This is a genomic window from Stappia sp. ES.058, from assembly GCF_900105595.1.
Taxonomy (GTDB): domain Bacteria; phylum Pseudomonadota; class Alphaproteobacteria; order Rhizobiales; family Stappiaceae; genus Stappia.
In genome coordinates, this window is sequence record NZ_LT629784.1 from 2,066,948 (window position 1) to 2,083,633 (window position 16,686).

The following is a 16,686-nucleotide window of genomic DNA, read 5'->3' on the forward strand; positions in this document are numbered from 1 at the left end:
ATGACCCCGACCGTCCTCGTGTTCGATCTCGACGGCACGCTCGTCGATACCAAACATGACCTGGCCAACGCCCTGAACGCGGTGCTGGCGCAGGAGGGCCACACGCCGGTGTCGACGCAAAGCCTCGGACATCTCTTCGGCCACGGCGCGCGCGCGCTCCTGAGGAAGGGGCTGGAACTGAATGGCGTCGCGGCGCCCGACAGCGCCCTCCTCGACCGGCTGCAACCGGCCTTCCTCGATCACTACCGGGCGAACATCGCCGTCGAAAGCCACCCTTTTCCCGGAGCCGTCGACGCGATGGCCGCGCTCAGGGCGCGCGGATTTCGCATTGCGGTCTGCACCAACAAGACCGAAGCGCTGGCGCGCCAGCTCCTGGACACGCTCGGCCTGAGCGCCGCGATCGATGCCTTCGTCGGCGGCGACACATACGCGCGGTCGAAACCCAATGCCGAACCGGTGCTCGGCGCGATCAGCCGTGCCGGAGGCCAGCCTGCGCGCGCCGTGATGATCGGCGACAGCAAGACGGACGTCGACGCCGCACGGGCGGCGTGCATCCCGGTCATCGCGGTGACATTCGGCTATGCGTCCGTTCCCGTGGCGGATTTGTCGCCGGACGCGATCATTTCAGCGTTTCAGACATTGCCGGAAACGCTCGCGGCACTGGGCCTCACGCCCTGACCCCGCCGTTTGAGGACCGGCCGGCCCGCAAGCGCAAACACGCCGCCGGATGGCAGGGCGAGATAAACCCCCGATAAACCGTCTTGCACAATACAGCCGCCAAGAAGCAATCTTGAATTGCGCGCACTTGCATTCTGCACGTTAAATAGAGCCTCGCACGCCACGCATTGGCCTTTCGGATCTCCATCGGTTTTTCCGGAGGTTTGTTGGGGGAACAAAGCTATGCATCGGTCGTAATATTTGGTCAGCTCAATGCAGCGCTGCACAGGGGACGCCATGAAACCCAGTACGAACTCTCGCATGTTCATTTCAACGGAAATCAACCGTTGCATGTTCGAAGGCGACGTCGACGGGGCGCTGCAGCTGATTGGCTCCTACATGCGCGACAACGGCCTCAAGGCCTCGATCGAGACGGTGGCGGCCATCCCGATCAACTCCGTACCGAATTCCGGCCGACGATCGGTCCAGTAGCAGGCCGGCCTCACCGGCAGGAACGGTGATTGCGAGCCGTCGTCAGCATCACGGCAGGATGGTCTCCTGCCCTGCGGCATACGCCCGACAGTCGCGGCGTCCGACACCCGCGATGTTGCGGTGACGTCGAGGGCAACACTTTGTGTTGCGCCCTCATCGTTGCGTTTGTTGCGGCTTTGGTTTTGCCGCCAGTCTGGCGAACCCAGACACCACGTCCGCCCGTATCGTGTCCGGCCCTGGCACAGCCCCCAAAACGCGTCGAGCGTCGATGACGAAAAAGCCCGGTCGGGGTTTCCCCCGCCGGGCGCAGGTATCGAGACCGTCAACCGTTGCGAGCCACCTGGACCAGCTGTCAACTCCAACGCAGACATCCGTTTCTGGTGCATCTTTCTGAAAGAGAAGACCGAGACACCAGACAGGCTGTCGGCAGAAGCCGCAAGGCCGACCGCCTATTTCGGGACGGCCGGTACGTGCCAGTCCTCCCACAGCTTCGCGATGACGGCGTAGTCTTCACGCGCATAGCCCGCACGCGCCGCCATTTCGTAGACCGAATGCGCGGCCTGGATTGCGAACAGGGGAATGCTCTCCGTCTGTGCCAGGTCGAGTGCGAGACGTGAATCCTTTCGAGCGGCGTCCAGGGGCATTCCGCCGGCATAGTCCCCCTCCACGACCCGCTTGGCGAAACGGTAGGTCAGCGGACGGTGCAGCCCCATCTGCGGGTCGGAGAGAAGCCCGACAAGCTTGTCGATGGAAACTCCCGTCGCGGTTGCCATGGAGCCGGCCTCTGCCACGACCACCATGACAGCATGGGCCACGGCGTTGTTGATGACCTTGGCGGCCGCGCCGGTTCCAAGGGCACCGAACACGGTCTGCTTCTCGGCAATCGCATCAAGAACCGGCTTGCAGACGGCGATGGCGGCCTCCTCTCCGCCGATGAGAAGCGAAGCGGTTCCTGCCTCCATCTGGCTCACGCCCGCCATGAGCGATGCGTCGATCACCCGGATCCCGAAAGGGGCGAGAACATCCCGGCAAGCGATCACGTCCTCCGGGTTCACCGTCGAGGTTTCCACAACCACTGCGTCCTTTGGCAGATGCGGCGCGATCTGGCGAAGCACGGCAAGCGAGACCTTCGGGCTGGGCAGACACAGAACCACGACCGGTGTCTGCGACAGCGCCTCGGGCCCGGTGATGGTCTCGGCGCCGAATTCCGTCCCGGCGGTGGCGAGCATGTCCTGGTTCAGATCGAAAACCTGCACCGCAAAACGGGCCGCAATTCGCCTGGCGAGGGGAAAGCCCATGTTGCCGAGACCGTAAACGGCAACCTTCGAGATATCGGTCATAGATGCTCCGGAATTTCTGTTGGGTTATCGGGACGGGTCACTTGGCGATCGGCAGCGGATTCTCTTGCAGGCCGAAGAACATGCTCTTCACCTGCGCATAGAGACGAAGACCGTCGATGCCCTTCTCGCGACCGATGCCGCTGTCCTTGAAGCCGCCGAAGGGCGTGCTCGTCACGGATTGCTTGTAGGTGTTGATCCAGACGGACCCCGCCTCAAGCGCGCGCCCTGTGCGCCATGCCTTCTTGAAGTTCTCGGTCCAGATACCGCAGGCGAGGCCGAAGTCCGTGCCATTGGCCATCTCAACGAGGTCGGCCTCGTTCTTGAACGGCAGCACGACCAGAACGGGGCCGAACGCCTCGTCCTGGCAGGAGACGGCATCGTGAGGCAGCCCATCGATCACGGTGGGCAGGTAATAGGCCCCTGCCCCGTAGTCTTCTCCTTCGGGAGCCGAGCCACCGCACAGCACGCGCCCGCCTTCCGCGCGGGCGCCCTCCACGAAGGCGTGAACGCGTTCGCGGTGATGGAACGAGGCGAGCGGTCCCATCTCCACGCCCTTGGCGTCGGGAGCCGCCAACACGATGCGTTTCGCGCGGTCCACAAGCCGCGCCACGACCTCATCGTGAACGCTCTCCTCGACAAGCAGCCTGGAGCCGGCAACGCAGGACTGGCCGGACGAGCCGAAAATGCCGGCGGCAACCGCCGCCACCGCGTGATCCAGATCCGCATCGGCGAAGACGACATGCGGGGACTTGCCGCCGAGCTCAAGAGCCACCGGAACGATACGCTCGCCGGCAACCCGGCCGATCACCCGCCCTGTGGTCGTGCCGCCCGTGAAGGAGATCATGCCCACTCCTTTGTGAGCCACAAGGGCGGCGCCAACCTCGGCTCCACGCCCCTGCACCACCTGAAGCAGGCCGTCGGGCAACCCCGCGGCGGCGGCGATGCGCGCCAGCTCCGGCGCGAGCAGCGGGGCATCCTCCGACGGTTTCAGGATGACCGCGTTGCCGGCGGCAAGCGCGGGCGCCACCTTCGCCGCATCATTCATGATCGGCGAATTCCAGGGGTTGATGGCCGCAACCACGCCATAGGGCTCAAGCACGGTGAAGGATACGTAGTCACCGCGGCGCGGTGTGACGTCGGTCTCGAGCGTCTCGCAGACCGACGCGTAATACCGGAACGCGCCGACCGCATAGTCGACCATCCCCCGGCATTCGGCGATCGGCTTGCCGTTGTCCCGCATCTGGAGCGTTGCAAGCGGCTCCTTTTCGGCCAGCAGGCCGTTGGCGATTGCGTGCAGCACCTCCGCCCGCTTGTGCGGCATCAGCTCCTTCCAGCCCGAATTGCGGAAGGCAGCCTGCCCACGTGCGACGATGGCATCCAGCTCCAGCGGGGTGGTGATCGCCACGCGCCCCACTTCGCTGCCATCGGCGGGGTTGATGCTGACGAGTTCGTCGGCTTTCGTACGGGTGTCCATGCCTGTGCTTATGTCCTGTGTTTTTCAGATGTGCTCAACCGGAAGACGCCTTGCGCGCTCGGCTACGCAGCAGCGGAAGGGAGAGGATCGCCAGGATCGCGATGACGAGGATGATCGAGATCGGCGACGAGACGAAGGAGAGCGGATCGCCGCGCGAGATCAGCAGAGCCTGACGGAAGGAGGATTCCGCCATCGGGCCGAGGATCGCGCCCAGAACGATCGGAGCGATGGGATAGCCCGAGCGGGACAGCACATAGCCTGTCACGCCAAAGGCGAGCATGAGCCAGACGTCGGCCATGGCATTCGTCGAGGCGTAAGTGCCGAGCGAGCAGACAATGAGGATCATCGGCGCAAGCAGCGCAGCGGGAATGCGCAGCATGTTCACGAACAGCTTCGCACCGACCAGTCCGAGACCGAGCATCATGAAGGCCGTCAGCAGCATCTGCCACATGAAGCCGTAGACGACATCCGCGTGCTGGCTGAACAGTGCCGGCCCCGGGGTCAGTCCCTGGATCAGCATCGCGCCCATCATCAGGGCCGCAACCGAGTTCCCCGGAACACCGAGCGCCAGGGTCGGGATCAGCGACGAGGCGTTGTCGGCATTGTTGGCGCACTCCGATGCAGCAATGCCGCGCGGGTCTCCCTTGCCAAAGCGCGAGGAATCCCGCGCCGCGCGCTTTTCCTCGGCATAGCTCAGGATGCCGGCGAGATTGCCGCCGGCGCCGGGCATGATGCCGATGACAACGCCGATGATGCCCGAACGGATCCATGTGCGCGCGAAGGTGAAGGCCTCGCGCACCCTGAGGCCGGCGCCGGTCAGGTCGGCGCGGCTGCGTCCACCCGAGGAGGCGGAAAGCATGGCAAGTGCCGGAGGCACCGCGAAGAGCCCGGTGAGCATGACGGCGAGATCGATCCCACCGGCAATGTGGCGCACGCCAAAGACCAGCCTTTCCGAACCGGTCATCATGTCCATGCCGACGAGGCCGACGGCAACGCCGATCATTGCAGAGGCGAGCCCCTTGGCGGGCGCACCGGCGAGCAGCAGCGAGACACTGGTAAGGCCGAAGATCGCGACCCAGAAATATTCCGTGGGACCGAACTTCAGGGCGAGTGTCACCAGCGGCGGCGCAATGACCATGAGCGCGAGCGCGCTGATGATGGAGCCCGCCGTGGACGAGATCAGCGCAATGTGCAGCGCATATTTGGCCCGGCCGGCCTGTGCCAGCGGATAGCCGTCGAATGTGGTGGCAACAGCGGAGGGCGTACCCGGAATCCGCATCAGGATTGCCGGGATGGCACCGCCATACATGGACCCGTTGTAGATCCCGGCCATCATGCCGAGCGCCACGAGCGGCGACATCGTGTAGGTGAACGGCAGCAGGAGCGCCATGGCCAAGGTGGCCGTGAGGCCGGGGATCGCACCGACGAGAATGCCGGCGGCAGTGCCCACAACCATCGCCAGAATGCTGTCGACAAGCAGGGCGTGTGGAAGCCCGGAGAGAACTTCGATCATGTCAGCCTCCCAGGATCAGTTCCGCCGGGAACGGCTGTGCCAACGCGAGGTGGAACACGACATAGGCCATGACGACAAAGGCAAGCGTTCCGACGACGACGCGCACGACATTGCGGTCGCCGCCAAGAACCGCCATTGCAGGAATGAAAGCCAAAGAAGCCGTGAGAAAGCCGATCTGGCCGGAAAGCCCGATAAAGGCGGCAAGCAGGACGAGACCGGCGAACCCCTTGAGCAACGGCGCCTCGTCGGTGAAACGCAGGTCACGGCCAAGCCCGGCGACGGAGACCGCCGACAGCACGATCATCGCGCTGCCGACCGCAATGGGAAAGTAAGCACTTGCCCCGGCCTGCCGGGTGCCGTCGAAGACGACGACCCCTCCGGCAAGCGCGACGGCGAGAGCCACCGCCAGCCGCTCCAGCGGCCGGACGGTGTTTCCCTCTGCCCTTTCAGGCGTTACTGCCACGGGGACTCGGCCCACATGGCCTGATAGTCCTCACGCAGCTTCTTCACGTGCTGCTGGAACTCCGCCGTCGGCTTGTAGGCGACCTCGGTGAAGAGCTTCTTGTTGCGCTCGATGAACGCCGGATCGTTGGCCACGGCCGCGATGGCTGCAGCGAGCTTCTCGACGATCGCCGGATCCGTGCCGGCCGGCACGCCGACGCCGCGCTCCGACAGCATCTCGACGTCGACACCCAGCGACTTGGCGGTCGCAACCTCGGGCGCCAGCGGCGACGCCTCGGATCCGAAGTGGGCGAGGATCTTGACCTTGCCTTCCTGGGCGCTCGGCATGGCCTCACCAAGGTTCAGCGCGGCCGCGGACACGTGACCGCCCATCAGTGCGGTACGAGCAGCACCTGAGGACGCAAAGGGAACATGCGTGAATTCCGCGCCCGTCGCCTTGGCGAGGTAACGCATCGCGAGATGATCGTCAGTGCCGACGCCAGTCGTGCCGATCGTGACCGCGCCCGGGTTCTCCCTGGCGTAGGCGATCAGTTCGTCAAGCGAGTTGAACTGGCTGTTGCCGGGAACCGAGATCGCGGACGGGTCGCGCACCAGTCCTGCGACCGGAATGATCTGCTCCGGCTTGAACGCAGCATCCTTGGTGATCGGAATGGTGAGCATCGGCGGCAGGTTCACGATGCCGATCGTGTAGCCGTCAGGCTCGGCATTGGCGAGGGCCGCGTGACCCACCTCGCCGGCCGCGCCCGGGCGGTTGACGACGACGACGGACTGCCCGAGTTCCTTTTCCAGCAGCGGCTGGAGGGTGCGGGCGGTCACGTCGGTGCCGCCTCCCGCGCCATAGGCAACAAGCAGCTCGAGCGACTTTTCGGGCCAGTCGGCAAGAGCCGGGCCGGCGAAGAGGCCAATGGCCGCGGCGGCCGTCATGAGTTTCTTGAGCAAGGTAATCCTCCCGGGATTGTTGCGGGCCGCCTTATTGCGGTCCCGTTGAAAGTGCCGGCAGACCATACGAACGGACAAATGGGCAGCAAGTGAATTAGAGGCGGCATTTGCGCCGCCGCGCTTGGCGATATAAATATCAAGAAAGTTATCAATAATCAGGTGACACATCATGGCCAGACACGGGACCATGACCAAGGCGGCGGTTTCAGAGATCGTCTCGGTTCTGGAGCAGGACATTATTTTCGGCAGATTTCTGCCGAAGCAGCGCCTTTATGAGGACGAATTCATCGTCCGCTTCTCGACAAAGCGGCATATTGTGCGCGCCGCCATCCATGAGCTGGAGCGCCAGGGGATCGTCGAGCGTCAGCCCAACCGCGGTGCGGCGGTGCGCTATTTCTCCCGAACGGAAGTCGCCGCGCTCTACGAGTTGCGCGTCATCTTGCACGAAGCGGCGGCACGGCGTATCCGCCTTCCGGTCGATCCTGACTGGTTTGGGGAGCTGAAGGCGGCGCGTGACGCCCATGCCGAGGCTGTCGCCTCGCGCGACCTCGGGCTTGTGTTTCAGACCAATACGCTTTTCCACCGCAAGCTCTTCGAGGGGACGGGCAATCACTATCTCTCGGAAGCGATCGAGACCTCGAACGCCAAGACACACGGCATCCGCTCCCATGGCCTCGGCATGCCCTCACTCCTCGACAAGGCGAAGGCGGAACATTTCGCCATGGTCGATGCCGTCAAAAGCGGCGATCTCGAAAAGCTCGCAAGGCTCTGCATCGATCACATGCAGCCGGCCCGCGCGTTCTACGAGGAAAAATACTGCAGCGTCATGTGATCGGGAGTGCCCCGCCGCCCGGGTGCTTTGGTGCCCGGACGACGGATGCAGTTCGGGTCGAGCCCCAGGGCCACGGCCGAGGTCACCGCACCCGTTGGCTTAGGGTGTGGACCCATAAATGAGGCTGACATGGCATGGAAAATGGCGATGAATTGCGAGGAAGGGCGTGCAGAGCGGGCCGGGTGCCCGGCCAAGCGCGCTGACGATGCGAAGCGAAGCCATTTCCCTGTCCTTCGGATTTGACCGGATTGCGCCTCCTCTTCGTCGCGAAAGGCTTGAAAATACCCGCATTTCTCGGCGCTTACGCTCCTTGACGAGACGCAATCCGGCTCAAACCATGGCAATCTCATTTATGGGCCCACACCCTAGAACCTGTACAGAAGGCTGACCCGCCCCGTGTGGTCCCGGGCAGTGGCACCAGCCTCCCCCTGATAGGTCAGTCCGAGGGCAAACGTGTCGTCTTTTTCCAGGGAGAGCCCGGCCTCGAACAGCGCCGTATTCCGGTCGATCGGCGTGCCGGCCACCGAAAACGCATCGCTGCCAGAGGCAAAGCGCATGGTTGCGGCCGGATCGATTTCGCCGAAGGCGTGGCGCCAGGCGAGCGAGCCGTTCAGGGCAGCCGTGATGCCGTTGAAGCGCCCGATGACCGCCTCGCCGCGCAGGCCGAGCGTGGTCACGCCCATCAGGTTGTTGCTTGACCTGGCCGTCAGCGCGGCGGCCCCGCCCGTTTCCGTGAAACCGTCGGTGTGCTGGTTGATGCCGGCAATGCCTGCGAAGGGTTCGAGGGCAACGGCGTCCATTCGCATGGCATATCCCGCCTCCGCGAAAACCTGTGCGGTCGAGGCGGTGTAGTCGGCGGTCAAGGTGTCGGAAAATCCGGTGAAAGCGACCGCTCGTGCGGTGTCGAGGGCATGGAACGTGTAGCCGGCGCCCATGCGCAGGCCGATGTTGCCGAAGCGTGTGCCGGCATAGATGCCACTGTGATAGCTGTCCGCCGAGCCACTGGAGTTGTTTGCTCGGACTTCGAACCGGCTGCGCGAGTAGCCGGCCATGACACCTGTGCGCCAGCCTTCGAATATCTCCGCGTCGAAGCCGAGCAGCATCCCGCCGCCATGGCTGGTGTCCCGCGCGGTTCCCGACGTTGCGTCGGTTTCGCCTCAGCCGCCATAGGCCCGCCCCCACATCTGGGCGTTGAGCTGCACAAGCGCGGAAACCTCTCCCGCGCCATGGAAGCCCATAGACACCTGGCCGCCGTCACCGCCGCCGCTGCCGACGGCGCCCATCACGTTCAAAAGGCGCTGGTTGATCGTGGAGCGGTCAATCCCGGCGCCGACCATGAACGCGCCCTGCAGGCTCGCATGGGTCTCGCCGGAAAGCTCCTGAAAGGCCTGTTCGGTCTCCCCCTCGGGCAGTCCGACAACACTGGAACTGGAGTACAGGGGCCCGATCCAAGCGTTCCGATCGCTTTCGCCGTGTTCTTCTGGTTCGGCGTCGCGGCCTTGTCCGTGAACGCACTTGCGCTTCTGCTCAGGGTCAGGATCACCTCCGTCGCGGAATAGGCAACCGAAGCGTCAAGGAACGCAAAGTTCTCCGTCACGGTGCCAAAGGACGAGCCTGCAATCGCATCCGCTGAAATGATCGTGTAGTCGGTCGACACGTTGTAGGTCGAACCGTCATCGGTGCCGTTTTCGGCACGTATCGAGAGCGTCGCGCCGCTGTCGATGGTCACCGTGCCGGTGGCCAAGATCTTGTCCGAATGTCCAGGCTTGTCCACTTCGACCTCGTAGGTCGAGCCAGACACGAACGAGAGATCTCCCGCAACGTTCAGCGTGCCGATCGAACTTCCCGGCGCGACCTTGGCCCCGGAGTTCAAAGTCACATTCGAGACCGTGCCCGTGCCACTCAGGGTGCCGCCGGAGAACACCGAAATGGCACTGGAAAAATTCGAATTCAGATTGAGAGTGCCCTCGCGAATCTCCGTTGTTCCCGCAAAACCGGAGGTGCCAGTCACGGTCCATGTCGAACTGCCAGTCTTGGCGAAGGTCTCGAAACCGGAATACTGTGCCCCGATAAGACTCGCGTCAAACGTCGCGTCTACCGCTCCCCCGAGTATCAATGTGTCTGATGTTCCATTCGCGAAAACAGTGCCATTGATGACATAGCCTTCCTGCAACTCGAGCGAATTGACCCCGGACGTGAACAAGATGGCATTTGCGCGTGTCACACCATCCGCGGCAAGCCCACCAGCTATGGTTTTGCTGTTGACCAGTGTGATGTTGTCACCGGAAACGCCGTCCCCGCCGGTCCCGCCGTCTCCACCATCGGCGATAACGCCATAGCTACCACCAGCGCCACCAACGCCGCCAATGCCGCCTGCGACGGTTCCACTGTTGGACCACGAAAACAACGACCCGGAAACGCCGACCCCGCCGGATCCGCCGGCCCCGCCGACCTGAATAGTGCCATTCCCCGATTGACCGCTGGCACCGCTTGCGCCCGTCAGGTCTGCATCACTGGTCACGACAAATCCCATGCCGCTGACAACGGAAGAGCCCGTCCCGTTGAACGTTCCGGAAAGATCCGTCGTCAACGGCACGTCGGAGGACACGCCGTCGAATTGCAGTGACTTGCTCACCGTGCTCGTGAGCGCGGCGCCAGTGATTTCCACCGCATGATCCGATTTGATCCTGATTGCCGCAGAAATGTCCGGCAGCGGGCCGCTGACGACGATCTCGGAAATGCCCGGAGCAATCTCGATTTCATCGCCGTCCGAGGTCGCGCTTGCGATCGCGTGGCTGAGGGATCCCGGCGTCCCCCCCGTGCCGTCATCCGTGGCTTGCGTCACAGTGTAAGTTGCCGCATGCGCCGGATCGCCCGGCCACGGCAAAAGACTTGCCGCACACAGCACCGTCGATGCCAGCAGCCGTACCGAAAGGCGGGAACCGGCAATTGAGGAAAAGGCCGTTGCGGACGCCTTCGCCTCACGCACGCCAGCGCGTCGCCCGATTGACATATCCGATGAAAAGAACCGCATCCAGATGATCACCCTTCGCCCCGCTTAAACATGGCGCGCGAACCGATCCGACACGCGCACACAGAATTACCTGATTGAAATCATGTCAGATTCCCGGGTCCTATAATTTGTCGTAGTCTCAAAAATGTTGCGCCAGCATCTCAAACCGACCTGTCTTGTCCGCACCAGAGGCGTTCACACGAACGGAGCGGCCATTTTCTGGAAAAGGTGTGCGATGCGGACAGGGAAAACCCGCCGGCGGGTCGAGGGTCTGGGCTACTTGCCGAGCGCGAGCATCCACCTGCGCATTTCATCCGCTTCGCCGCCAACAGAATGCCCATCGGGCTGGGCGTTGACGCCAGCTGATGCCCGGAGGGTGCCCTGCCGGACCTCGCGCGGGGTCGTGCCGAACCGGCACCGGAACTGGGTGCTCAGATGGCTTGCGTTGGTGAGGCCGAAGTCTCCCGCGACATGGTAGATCGGGCGGGACGCCAACTGCGGATCGGCGAACGCGCGGAAACAGGCACTCAGGCGCTCCTGCTGGATGTAAGCCGATACACCGCCAACCTCGCGGAAAAGACGAAACAGGGTCGCACGGGAGAGCCGGAACCTGCGGGCCAGGTGTTCGCTGTTCAGCCCGGCGTCGCCCAGATGACCCTTGATGTAGGTCTTGATCGTTTCGAAGAGAACCGGCTGTACGGCCTCCGCCTCCGTGTCGCCAGGCCGGGCCGTCAGCGCCTCGACCAGGCCGACGAGCCCCGCGGTCAGCATCGGCACGTCGGCGCCGGTCGCCCCTTCCATCTCGCGGCGCATGGTGAGCAGATGGCCCGTCAGCAAACGGTTCGCAATGCTGCCGGCGGAAAAGAGATTGCCGCGCCGGCTTGCCAGATGCGGCAAGTGCTGCCGGATCAGGTCTCTCGGCAGAACGAGAGACAGAAAGTGGGATGCGGTTGCGAAGCCTTCCGAACGGTAGGCGAGATTGACCAGCGATACCGTGCCGTCCTCGATGTATTCCGTTTCGCCGCAAGTCGTGAAATTCCGGCCGCTGAGATAAACCTCGAGGATCAGATGGTCGACATCGTCATGCCGACGCAGCCATGTCGTGTCGCGCAGGAAATGCTGTTGCGGCGTTCGGGCCTCCACCAGAAGAAACTCGTTCGCATGGATCTGACAGCAGGTGTACGCACGGTTCTTCAGCCCGTCGCCGTTCCCTGTCGGCGTGGCCCGAAAGAGCGGCGAGACGCTGTGACGCCAAAGCTCGAAGAACTCCTCCGGACCTGTGTCCGTCGAGGAAAAATGCAGCCTGCGAAGGCGGGCGGCGCCAAGTGTGTGGATCATGTCGATCTGAAGTTGCGGAGCGATTCACCCCCTCACCTTAGGGTGCGTGGACGGTCTTGATCAAGATGACCGCTTTGACGACAGCTACCATGGATCCAAACGTCCTTTCGGTCTTCTCGCACTGCAGGACGACGCGTTTGAACGGCCCGTCAAGCGGATCCTGGGCGCGCCCCTGAAGCGCCGCGCCCACCTCCTGTCCGGCAAAAACGAAGACAGGGTTTCAACGGCGGACCGAAGCGCGGTTCCAACGACTGTGAAAAAGTGTCCGCGCGCACTTGCGCAGCATACTGACTTCCATTAGTTACCCTTCACCAGCCGAAACGGCGCGGGCGATTAGCTCAGCGGGAGAGCGTTCCGTTCACACCGGAAAGGTCACTGGTTCAATCCCAGTATCGCCCACCATTCTTTTCAATGACTTAGACTGAATATGCGGAACGGCCTCTGGTTCAAATGAACCGGGAAGAGCGAAACGCGCATGCTTCGCAAGCGGCAGTTCATGCAGGGGAATCGGACCTTTCGCGACACCCGTCCGACGGTCGGCACCGCCCCTCGCCGATGCGGCGCAGCAGAACGCGGTAGGCGGCGTGCGTATGCGGCGCCGCGGTCTCCACCAGAAACGACAGAAGCTCCGTTCCCGCCACGACGTCGCTGACGAACGCGTTGGCGAAGGCTTCGGCTGTATGTCCGATGGTCAGAGATGCTCCGTGCACCGGTGAAAACGCTCGGTAGTAGGCACGCGAATGCCCGCCGCCACGCTCGCGGTCATAGACCGCCCCGATGAAATCCCCCACCTTCGCCAGCGCATAGAGCTGAAGCCTTGCATCATCGCACGGGACGGGAGCAGCGGCACTGCGGCGACGCAGGCGGATGAAACCCCGGATCGCGTCGTCCAGCCGCCCATCCGTCCATGCGACCGCAAAACGCCCGGCCGCCCCACGTCCGGGGAGCCATGCAAGCAGCACCGCGCGCGCCGCATCCGGGAACGCGCGCAGCGCGCGTTCGGCATCCCCCCGCCCTGGACCCCGCAGTCCGGGCCCCCGAAAAGGCGGCTCCGGCATTTCCTTTCGGTCCTGCCGGATCGCCGGCGCCAGCCACACCGACCGTCCGCCGCGCGCGCCGCGATCGTGCAGGTCGATGGCATGGCCGCTTTCATGGGCGAAAACGCCAAGCCAGACCTTGCCCTCCACAGTCTGCTCCCAGCGCGCCGGCGCAACGATGTAATGGTGCCCGGCCCGATAGGCGCCGTGGCTCCCGGCAAAGAATTTGCGACGCACGGACGGCGTTGCATTGAACGCGCGCACCGCATCCGGATGGGCGCTCGCCGACAGATCCTTGACATAGTGACGCTCAAACGGCGTGCGTACCGCGAATCCGGCGGCACAAACCCCCGACATGCCCACCCTTGCGCCCAACGGGGCGCACGGGTCGCGATCCACGCCCATGCACCCCTCCCGCGAAAAGGTGCGATGTGCAGGCTTACCAGAGGCTTAAAAGCCCGCACCGGCCGAACGCCGCCGGCACGCATCACAGAAGAAATCGGCGTTGGACAAATAGAAGAAGGCCGACACAAGCCCCCTTCTGGTCGTTGTTGCCGGGTCGAGAGCATTTCGTACTTTGTCGTCGCCCTGCTGAAAATCCTCACACGCATCGGCCCCCGCATCCCTCTTTCCGGAAAGAGAACGAGGACGCTCCGCTGCACTGCATCAAAGTTCCGATTTTCACACCGGCACGTAAGTTTACGCAGTGAGGAAAAACAATACTCACGGAAAAACATAAGTTGCACATATAAGATAATTAGATACATGACTGCCCATGTATTGCCCTGAAATTTATTTGACAGGCACAGCCATGAGGAACAGACTGTCGCAAAATATAACGGGAATCCTTCCAGGCCACTTTAACGCGGACACAAAGCATGTCGGCAGCGAACAACAGCGAAATCCAGCGGGTCGCACTGATCCTTCTCGACCAGTTTTCCCTCATCGCATACACATCGACGATTGAGCCGATACGCTTGGCCAACCGTGTTCTTGGTCAGGAATTCTACTCCTGGAAAACATACTCCCTTGATGGACAGAGCGTGCAGGCAAGCAATGGATGCACGGTGTCGGTCGATGGCGGCATTGCCGATCTGGACGATGCGGACATCACTCTGGTCTGTTCCGGCGTCGACGTCGAGCGCACCCCCCTTCCCCGGGAACTGGGAACGCGGCTGCGCAAGCTCAATGCGCGCGGCCGCACCTATGGTGCCGTGTGCACGGGGGCCTTCGTGCTCGCACGGTTCAATCTACTCGACGGACGGCGCTGCACCATCCACTGGGAGAACCTGCGCTCCTTCCGCGAGGAATTCCCCGACATCGAGGTCTCGGGCGACCTTTTCGCCATCGACCGCAACTGCATCACCTGTGCCGGCGGCATGGCCGCGCTGGACATGATGCTGCGCGTGATCGCGATCCAGCACGGGGCTTATCTGGCGCATGAGGTCGCGGAGGTCGCGCTTTATCAAAACATGCGTTCGGGAGAAAGCGCGCAGCGCCATGACCTTGAAAGCCGCACCGGCATTTCCAACATCAAGATCCTCGACGCGATCCGGATCATGGATCTGCACATCGAGGACCCTTTGTCCTGCCAGCAGCTTGCCATGACCGTAAGCCTCAGCCCGCGCCAGCTCGAACGGCTCTTCCGCCGTCACTTCGACTGCACCCCCGGCCAGTATTATCTCAAGCTCAGGCTGGAAACCGCGCGCGATCTCCTCCGCCGGACCAACCGCGCCGTTCTCGACGTCGCGATCGCCTGCGGCTTTGCCTCGACATCGCATTTCACGAAATGCTACCGTGAACGCTACAGCTGCACGCCGACCGAGGAACGTCAGTCCTATTTCTGGGCACAGGGCGGGCGCAAGACGCCCCGGACAGCCGTCCCTGCACAGGTCGTCACGGCGCCCTGACGGTCGCGGCGACCGGATCAGTCCGACCCCACCCAGTCCGGCATCGCGTGGATCATCTTGGCCAGAAGCGCATCGAAGGTGGCTCGCTCCGGCGCGCTGAGGACCGCGCGCATTGCCGTCTGGCGGACCTCGAACAAGGGCACCACCTGCGAAATCACCTCCTGCCCTGCCCGCGTCAGCCTGAGCAGCTTCGCCCGCTTGTCACCGACATCCGTCTCGCGTTCGATAAGGGCCTTGCCGAGAAGGTCGGAGACGGCCCGGCTGATCGAGTTCTTCGGCAGGCCTGTCGCCAGGCTGACGTCGCGCGCCACCAGCCCCGGTTTCTGCAGCAGGCTGAACAGGATCACGAACTCGGGCCGCGACAGGCCGAAGCGCTCGCCCACATCCCGGTAGATCGGCCCGGTGAAGAAATTGGCGATGAAGCTGATGCTCCACGACGGCACCAGTTCCGTGTCGTTGAGCATTGTCACCGCGAGCGCGCCGAAACGGTCGGCGAGAGCCTGCTCGCCACCGGCGCGAGAAGGTTCTCCCGGCGTCAGGGAGCTGGCGATGGCGGAGTCGGGCATGGCAGGTCCCCTGATGGAGAAAGTTCCAGATGGAACTTTACATTTGGTTCCAGATGGCACTAAATGTCTCCCATAAGCGTTGAATACGCAAGGGAGGAAGACATGCGCAAGATAGTGGTTCTGGCCGGCGCCCTGGTGACGGGGCTCTTGACGGGAACAGCCGAGGCCCGCGAGCTGAGGCTTCTTGGCAGCTTTCCGGAGAATTTCGTTTTCACCCGCGAGATCGCCAAGCCGTTCATCGAGACCCTCGCCCGGGAAACCGGCGGCTCGCTGAGCGTCGTCTTCACCGGACCGGATGCGGTTCCCGGCCTCGAGCAGTTCGAACCCGTCCAGGCCGGCGCCTTCGACATGCTGTTCACCCATCCCGCCTATCACGCGGGAACCACCCCGGTCGGCCTGTCCATCGACGCGATCTCGACCGATCCGGACAAGCGCCGCGCCTCCGGCGTGATCGACTTCATCGACGCCCACTATCGCACGCTCGGCATGAAGCTGATCGCCGCGCCGGCGACCGGAACCAAGGGCTTCCGGTACTTCCTCAAGGAGCCGGTCGAGGGAACGCCGGGTCTCAAGGGACGCAAGATCCGCGGCACCGTCTCCTACCATCCGATGATCGAGGCGCTCGGCGGCAGCGGCGTCGTCATGGGCGGCGGCGACGTCTATTCCGCATTGCAGACCGGCGTCATCGACGGCGCCGCCTGGGGCCTGACCGGCGCCCGGGACTTCAAGTGGAACGAGGTCGCCGGCTACATGGCCGACCCCGTCTTCGGCCAGGTCGGTCTGATGATCTTCATGAACCTGGACACCTGGAACGACCTCACCGACGAAGAACGCGCGACGATCGAGCGCGCGGCCGTTGAACTCGAGCGCGACACCATCGATCGCTTCGACGACCTCGCCGTGCAGGAAAAGAGCGACCTGCTCGAACTCGGCATGAAGATGACAAGCTTTTCCGACGAGGAAGGCAAGGACTTCGATGCGCTGTGGGCGAACGGTGTCTGGGCGGTTGCGGAAAAAAGCGCCCCCGAGCCGGTCGGCGCGCTGCGCAAGCTTGCCCGCGACGCCGAACTGACGGACTGATCCCGCGCCGCTCGCGTCACAATGCACAAACGG

At 63.5% G+C, this 16,686-nt stretch carries 15 protein-coding genes, 1 tRNA gene and 1 pseudogene; 6 read left to right on the forward strand and 11 right to left on the reverse strand.

All coding sequences use genetic code 11. The features are described 5' to 3' along the window. Nucleotides 1-678, forward strand: coding sequence for an HAD family hydrolase (locus tag BLU32_RS09525; RefSeq protein WP_093806472.1), 678 nt, complete (start codon nucleotides 1-3; stop codon nucleotides 676-678). Between the two features lie 276 nt (nucleotides 679-954). Continuing rightward, a complete protein-coding gene (locus BLU32_RS21780) occupies nucleotides 955-1,149 on the forward strand; it encodes a hypothetical protein (RefSeq protein WP_157727599.1) in 195 nt (64 codons plus the stop codon). Between the two features lie 449 nt (nucleotides 1,150-1,598). On the opposite strand, the gene BLU32_RS09530 is transcribed toward BLU32_RS21780, so the two are convergent. From BLU32_RS09530 to BLU32_RS09550, 5 genes are read right to left on the reverse strand one after another with little or no spacing between them, the layout of a single operon-like run. Continuing rightward, a complete protein-coding gene (locus BLU32_RS09530; RefSeq protein WP_093806474.1) occupies nucleotides 1,599-2,489 on the reverse strand; it encodes an NAD(P)-dependent oxidoreductase in 891 nt (296 codons plus the stop codon). A 37-nt stretch (nucleotides 2,490-2,526) separates the two neighbouring features. Further along, the gene (locus tag BLU32_RS09535; protein WP_093806476.1) at nucleotides 2,527-3,963 is read right to left on the reverse strand and encodes an aldehyde dehydrogenase; all 1,437 of its coding nucleotides are present in this window, start codon (nucleotides 3,961-3,963) and stop codon (nucleotides 2,527-2,529) included. Nucleotides 3,964-3,997: 34 nt separating this feature from the next. Then, nucleotides 3,998-5,476, reverse strand: a complete 1,479-nt coding sequence (locus BLU32_RS09540; RefSeq protein WP_093806478.1) for a tripartite tricarboxylate transporter permease — start codon at nucleotides 5,474-5,476, stop codon at nucleotides 3,998-4,000. Nucleotide 5,477: 1 nt separating this feature from the next. Next, a complete protein-coding gene (locus BLU32_RS09545; RefSeq protein ID WP_157727600.1) occupies nucleotides 5,478-5,939 on the reverse strand; it encodes a tripartite tricarboxylate transporter TctB family protein in 462 nt (153 codons plus the stop codon). Beyond that, nucleotides 5,930-6,877: a tripartite tricarboxylate transporter substrate binding protein gene (locus tag BLU32_RS09550; protein ID WP_197673731.1), complete on the reverse strand. Its 948-nt coding sequence runs from the start codon at nucleotides 6,875-6,877 to the stop codon at nucleotides 5,930-5,932. The genes BLU32_RS09545 and BLU32_RS09550 overlap by 10 nt, the downstream gene beginning before the upstream one ends. Before the next feature lie 169 nt (nucleotides 6,878-7,046). Here BLU32_RS09550 and BLU32_RS09555 point away from each other — a divergent pair, with 169 nt between their 5' ends. Then, nucleotides 7,047-7,709, forward strand: a complete 663-nt coding sequence (locus BLU32_RS09555) for a GntR family transcriptional regulator (protein WP_093806482.1) — start codon at nucleotides 7,047-7,049, stop codon at nucleotides 7,707-7,709. A 365-nt stretch (nucleotides 7,710-8,074) separates the two neighbouring features. Here the strand turns inward: BLU32_RS09555 and BLU32_RS09560 are convergent. The 4 genes and pseudogenes from BLU32_RS09560 to BLU32_RS09575 form a co-directional block, all read right to left on the reverse strand. Next, nucleotides 8,075-8,854: pseudogene (locus tag BLU32_RS09560) on the reverse strand (autotransporter outer membrane beta-barrel domain-containing protein); the annotation flags it as partial. Between the two features lie 12 nt (nucleotides 8,855-8,866). Further along, entirely contained in the window at nucleotides 8,867-9,046 is a 180-nt protein-coding gene (locus BLU32_RS09565; protein WP_093806486.1) for a hypothetical protein, read from the reverse strand. Beyond that, nucleotides 8,998-10,698, reverse strand: a complete 1,701-nt coding sequence (locus tag BLU32_RS09570) for a hypothetical protein (RefSeq protein WP_157727601.1) — start codon at nucleotides 10,696-10,698, stop codon at nucleotides 8,998-9,000. Before BLU32_RS09570 ends, BLU32_RS09565 begins: the two co-directional genes overlap by 49 nt. Before the next feature lie 300 nt (nucleotides 10,699-10,998). Beyond that, nucleotides 10,999-12,060: a helix-turn-helix domain-containing protein gene (locus BLU32_RS09575; RefSeq protein ID WP_093806490.1), complete on the reverse strand. Its 1,062-nt coding sequence runs from the start codon at nucleotides 12,058-12,060 to the stop codon at nucleotides 10,999-11,001. A 327-nt stretch (nucleotides 12,061-12,387) separates the two neighbouring features. Between BLU32_RS09575 and BLU32_RS09580 the strand changes: the two genes are divergently transcribed. Beyond that, nucleotides 12,388-12,462 (forward strand) — tRNA-Val (locus BLU32_RS09580). Between the two features lie 92 nt (nucleotides 12,463-12,554). Here the strand turns inward: BLU32_RS09580 and BLU32_RS09585 are convergent. Then, a complete protein-coding gene (locus BLU32_RS09585; RefSeq protein WP_157727602.1) occupies nucleotides 12,555-13,502 on the reverse strand; it encodes a hypothetical protein in 948 nt (315 codons plus the stop codon). Nucleotides 13,503-13,975: 473 nt separating this feature from the next. Here BLU32_RS09585 and BLU32_RS09590 point away from each other — a divergent pair, with 473 nt between their 5' ends. Beyond that, complete coding sequence (locus BLU32_RS09590; protein ID WP_093806494.1) at nucleotides 13,976-15,007, forward strand: GlxA family transcriptional regulator; 1,032 nt, start codon at nucleotides 13,976-13,978, stop codon at nucleotides 15,005-15,007. 17 nt (nucleotides 15,008-15,024) lie between these two features. Here BLU32_RS09590 and BLU32_RS09595 read toward each other — a convergent pair whose 3' ends face one another. Next, nucleotides 15,025-15,573: a MarR family winged helix-turn-helix transcriptional regulator gene (locus tag BLU32_RS09595; protein ID WP_093806496.1), complete on the reverse strand. Its 549-nt coding sequence runs from the start codon at nucleotides 15,571-15,573 to the stop codon at nucleotides 15,025-15,027. A gap of 102 nt (nucleotides 15,574-15,675) precedes the next feature. Between BLU32_RS09595 and dctP the strand changes: the two genes are divergently transcribed. Further along, nucleotides 15,676-16,653 (forward strand): TRAP transporter substrate-binding protein DctP, encoded by a 978-nt coding sequence (gene dctP, locus BLU32_RS09600; protein WP_157727603.1) that lies wholly within the window; start codon nucleotides 15,676-15,678, stop codon nucleotides 16,651-16,653. Nucleotides 16,654-16,686: the final 33 nt, after the last annotated feature.

Coding starts and splice junctions, on each gene's coding strand:
- BLU32_RS09525 (WP_093806472.1), top strand. CDS start 1: ATGACCCCGACCGTCCTCGTGTTCGATCTCGACGGCACGCTCGTCGAT.
- BLU32_RS21780 (WP_157727599.1), top strand. CDS start 955: ATGAAACCCAGTACGAACTCTCGCATGTTCATTTCAACGGAAATCAAC.
- BLU32_RS09530 (WP_093806474.1), bottom strand. CDS start 2,489: ATGACCGATATCTCGAAGGTTGCCGTTTACGGTCTCGGCAACATGGGC.
- BLU32_RS09535 (WP_093806476.1), bottom strand. CDS start 3,963: ATGGACACCCGTACGAAAGCCGACGAACTCGTCAGCATCAACCCCGCC.
- BLU32_RS09540 (WP_093806478.1), bottom strand. CDS start 5,476: ATGATCGAAGTTCTCTCCGGGCTTCCACACGCCCTGCTTGTCGACAGC.
- BLU32_RS09555 (WP_093806482.1), top strand. CDS start 7,047: ATGGCCAGACACGGGACCATGACCAAGGCGGCGGTTTCAGAGATCGTC.
- BLU32_RS09565 (WP_093806486.1), bottom strand. CDS start 9,046: ATGGTCGGCGCCGGGATTGACCGCTCCACGATCAACCAGCGCCTTTTG.
- BLU32_RS09575 (WP_093806490.1), bottom strand. CDS start 12,060: ATGATCCACACACTTGGCGCCGCCCGCCTTCGCAGGCTGCATTTTTCC.
- BLU32_RS09585 (WP_157727602.1), bottom strand. CDS start 13,502: ATGGGCGTGGATCGCGACCCGTGCGCCCCGTTGGGCGCAAGGGTGGGC.
- BLU32_RS09590 (WP_093806494.1), top strand. CDS start 13,976: ATGTCGGCAGCGAACAACAGCGAAATCCAGCGGGTCGCACTGATCCTT.
- BLU32_RS09595 (WP_093806496.1), bottom strand. CDS start 15,573: ATGCCCGACTCCGCCATCGCCAGCTCCCTGACGCCGGGAGAACCTTCT.
- dctP (WP_157727603.1), top strand. CDS start 15,676: ATGCGCAAGATAGTGGTTCTGGCCGGCGCCCTGGTGACGGGGCTCTTG.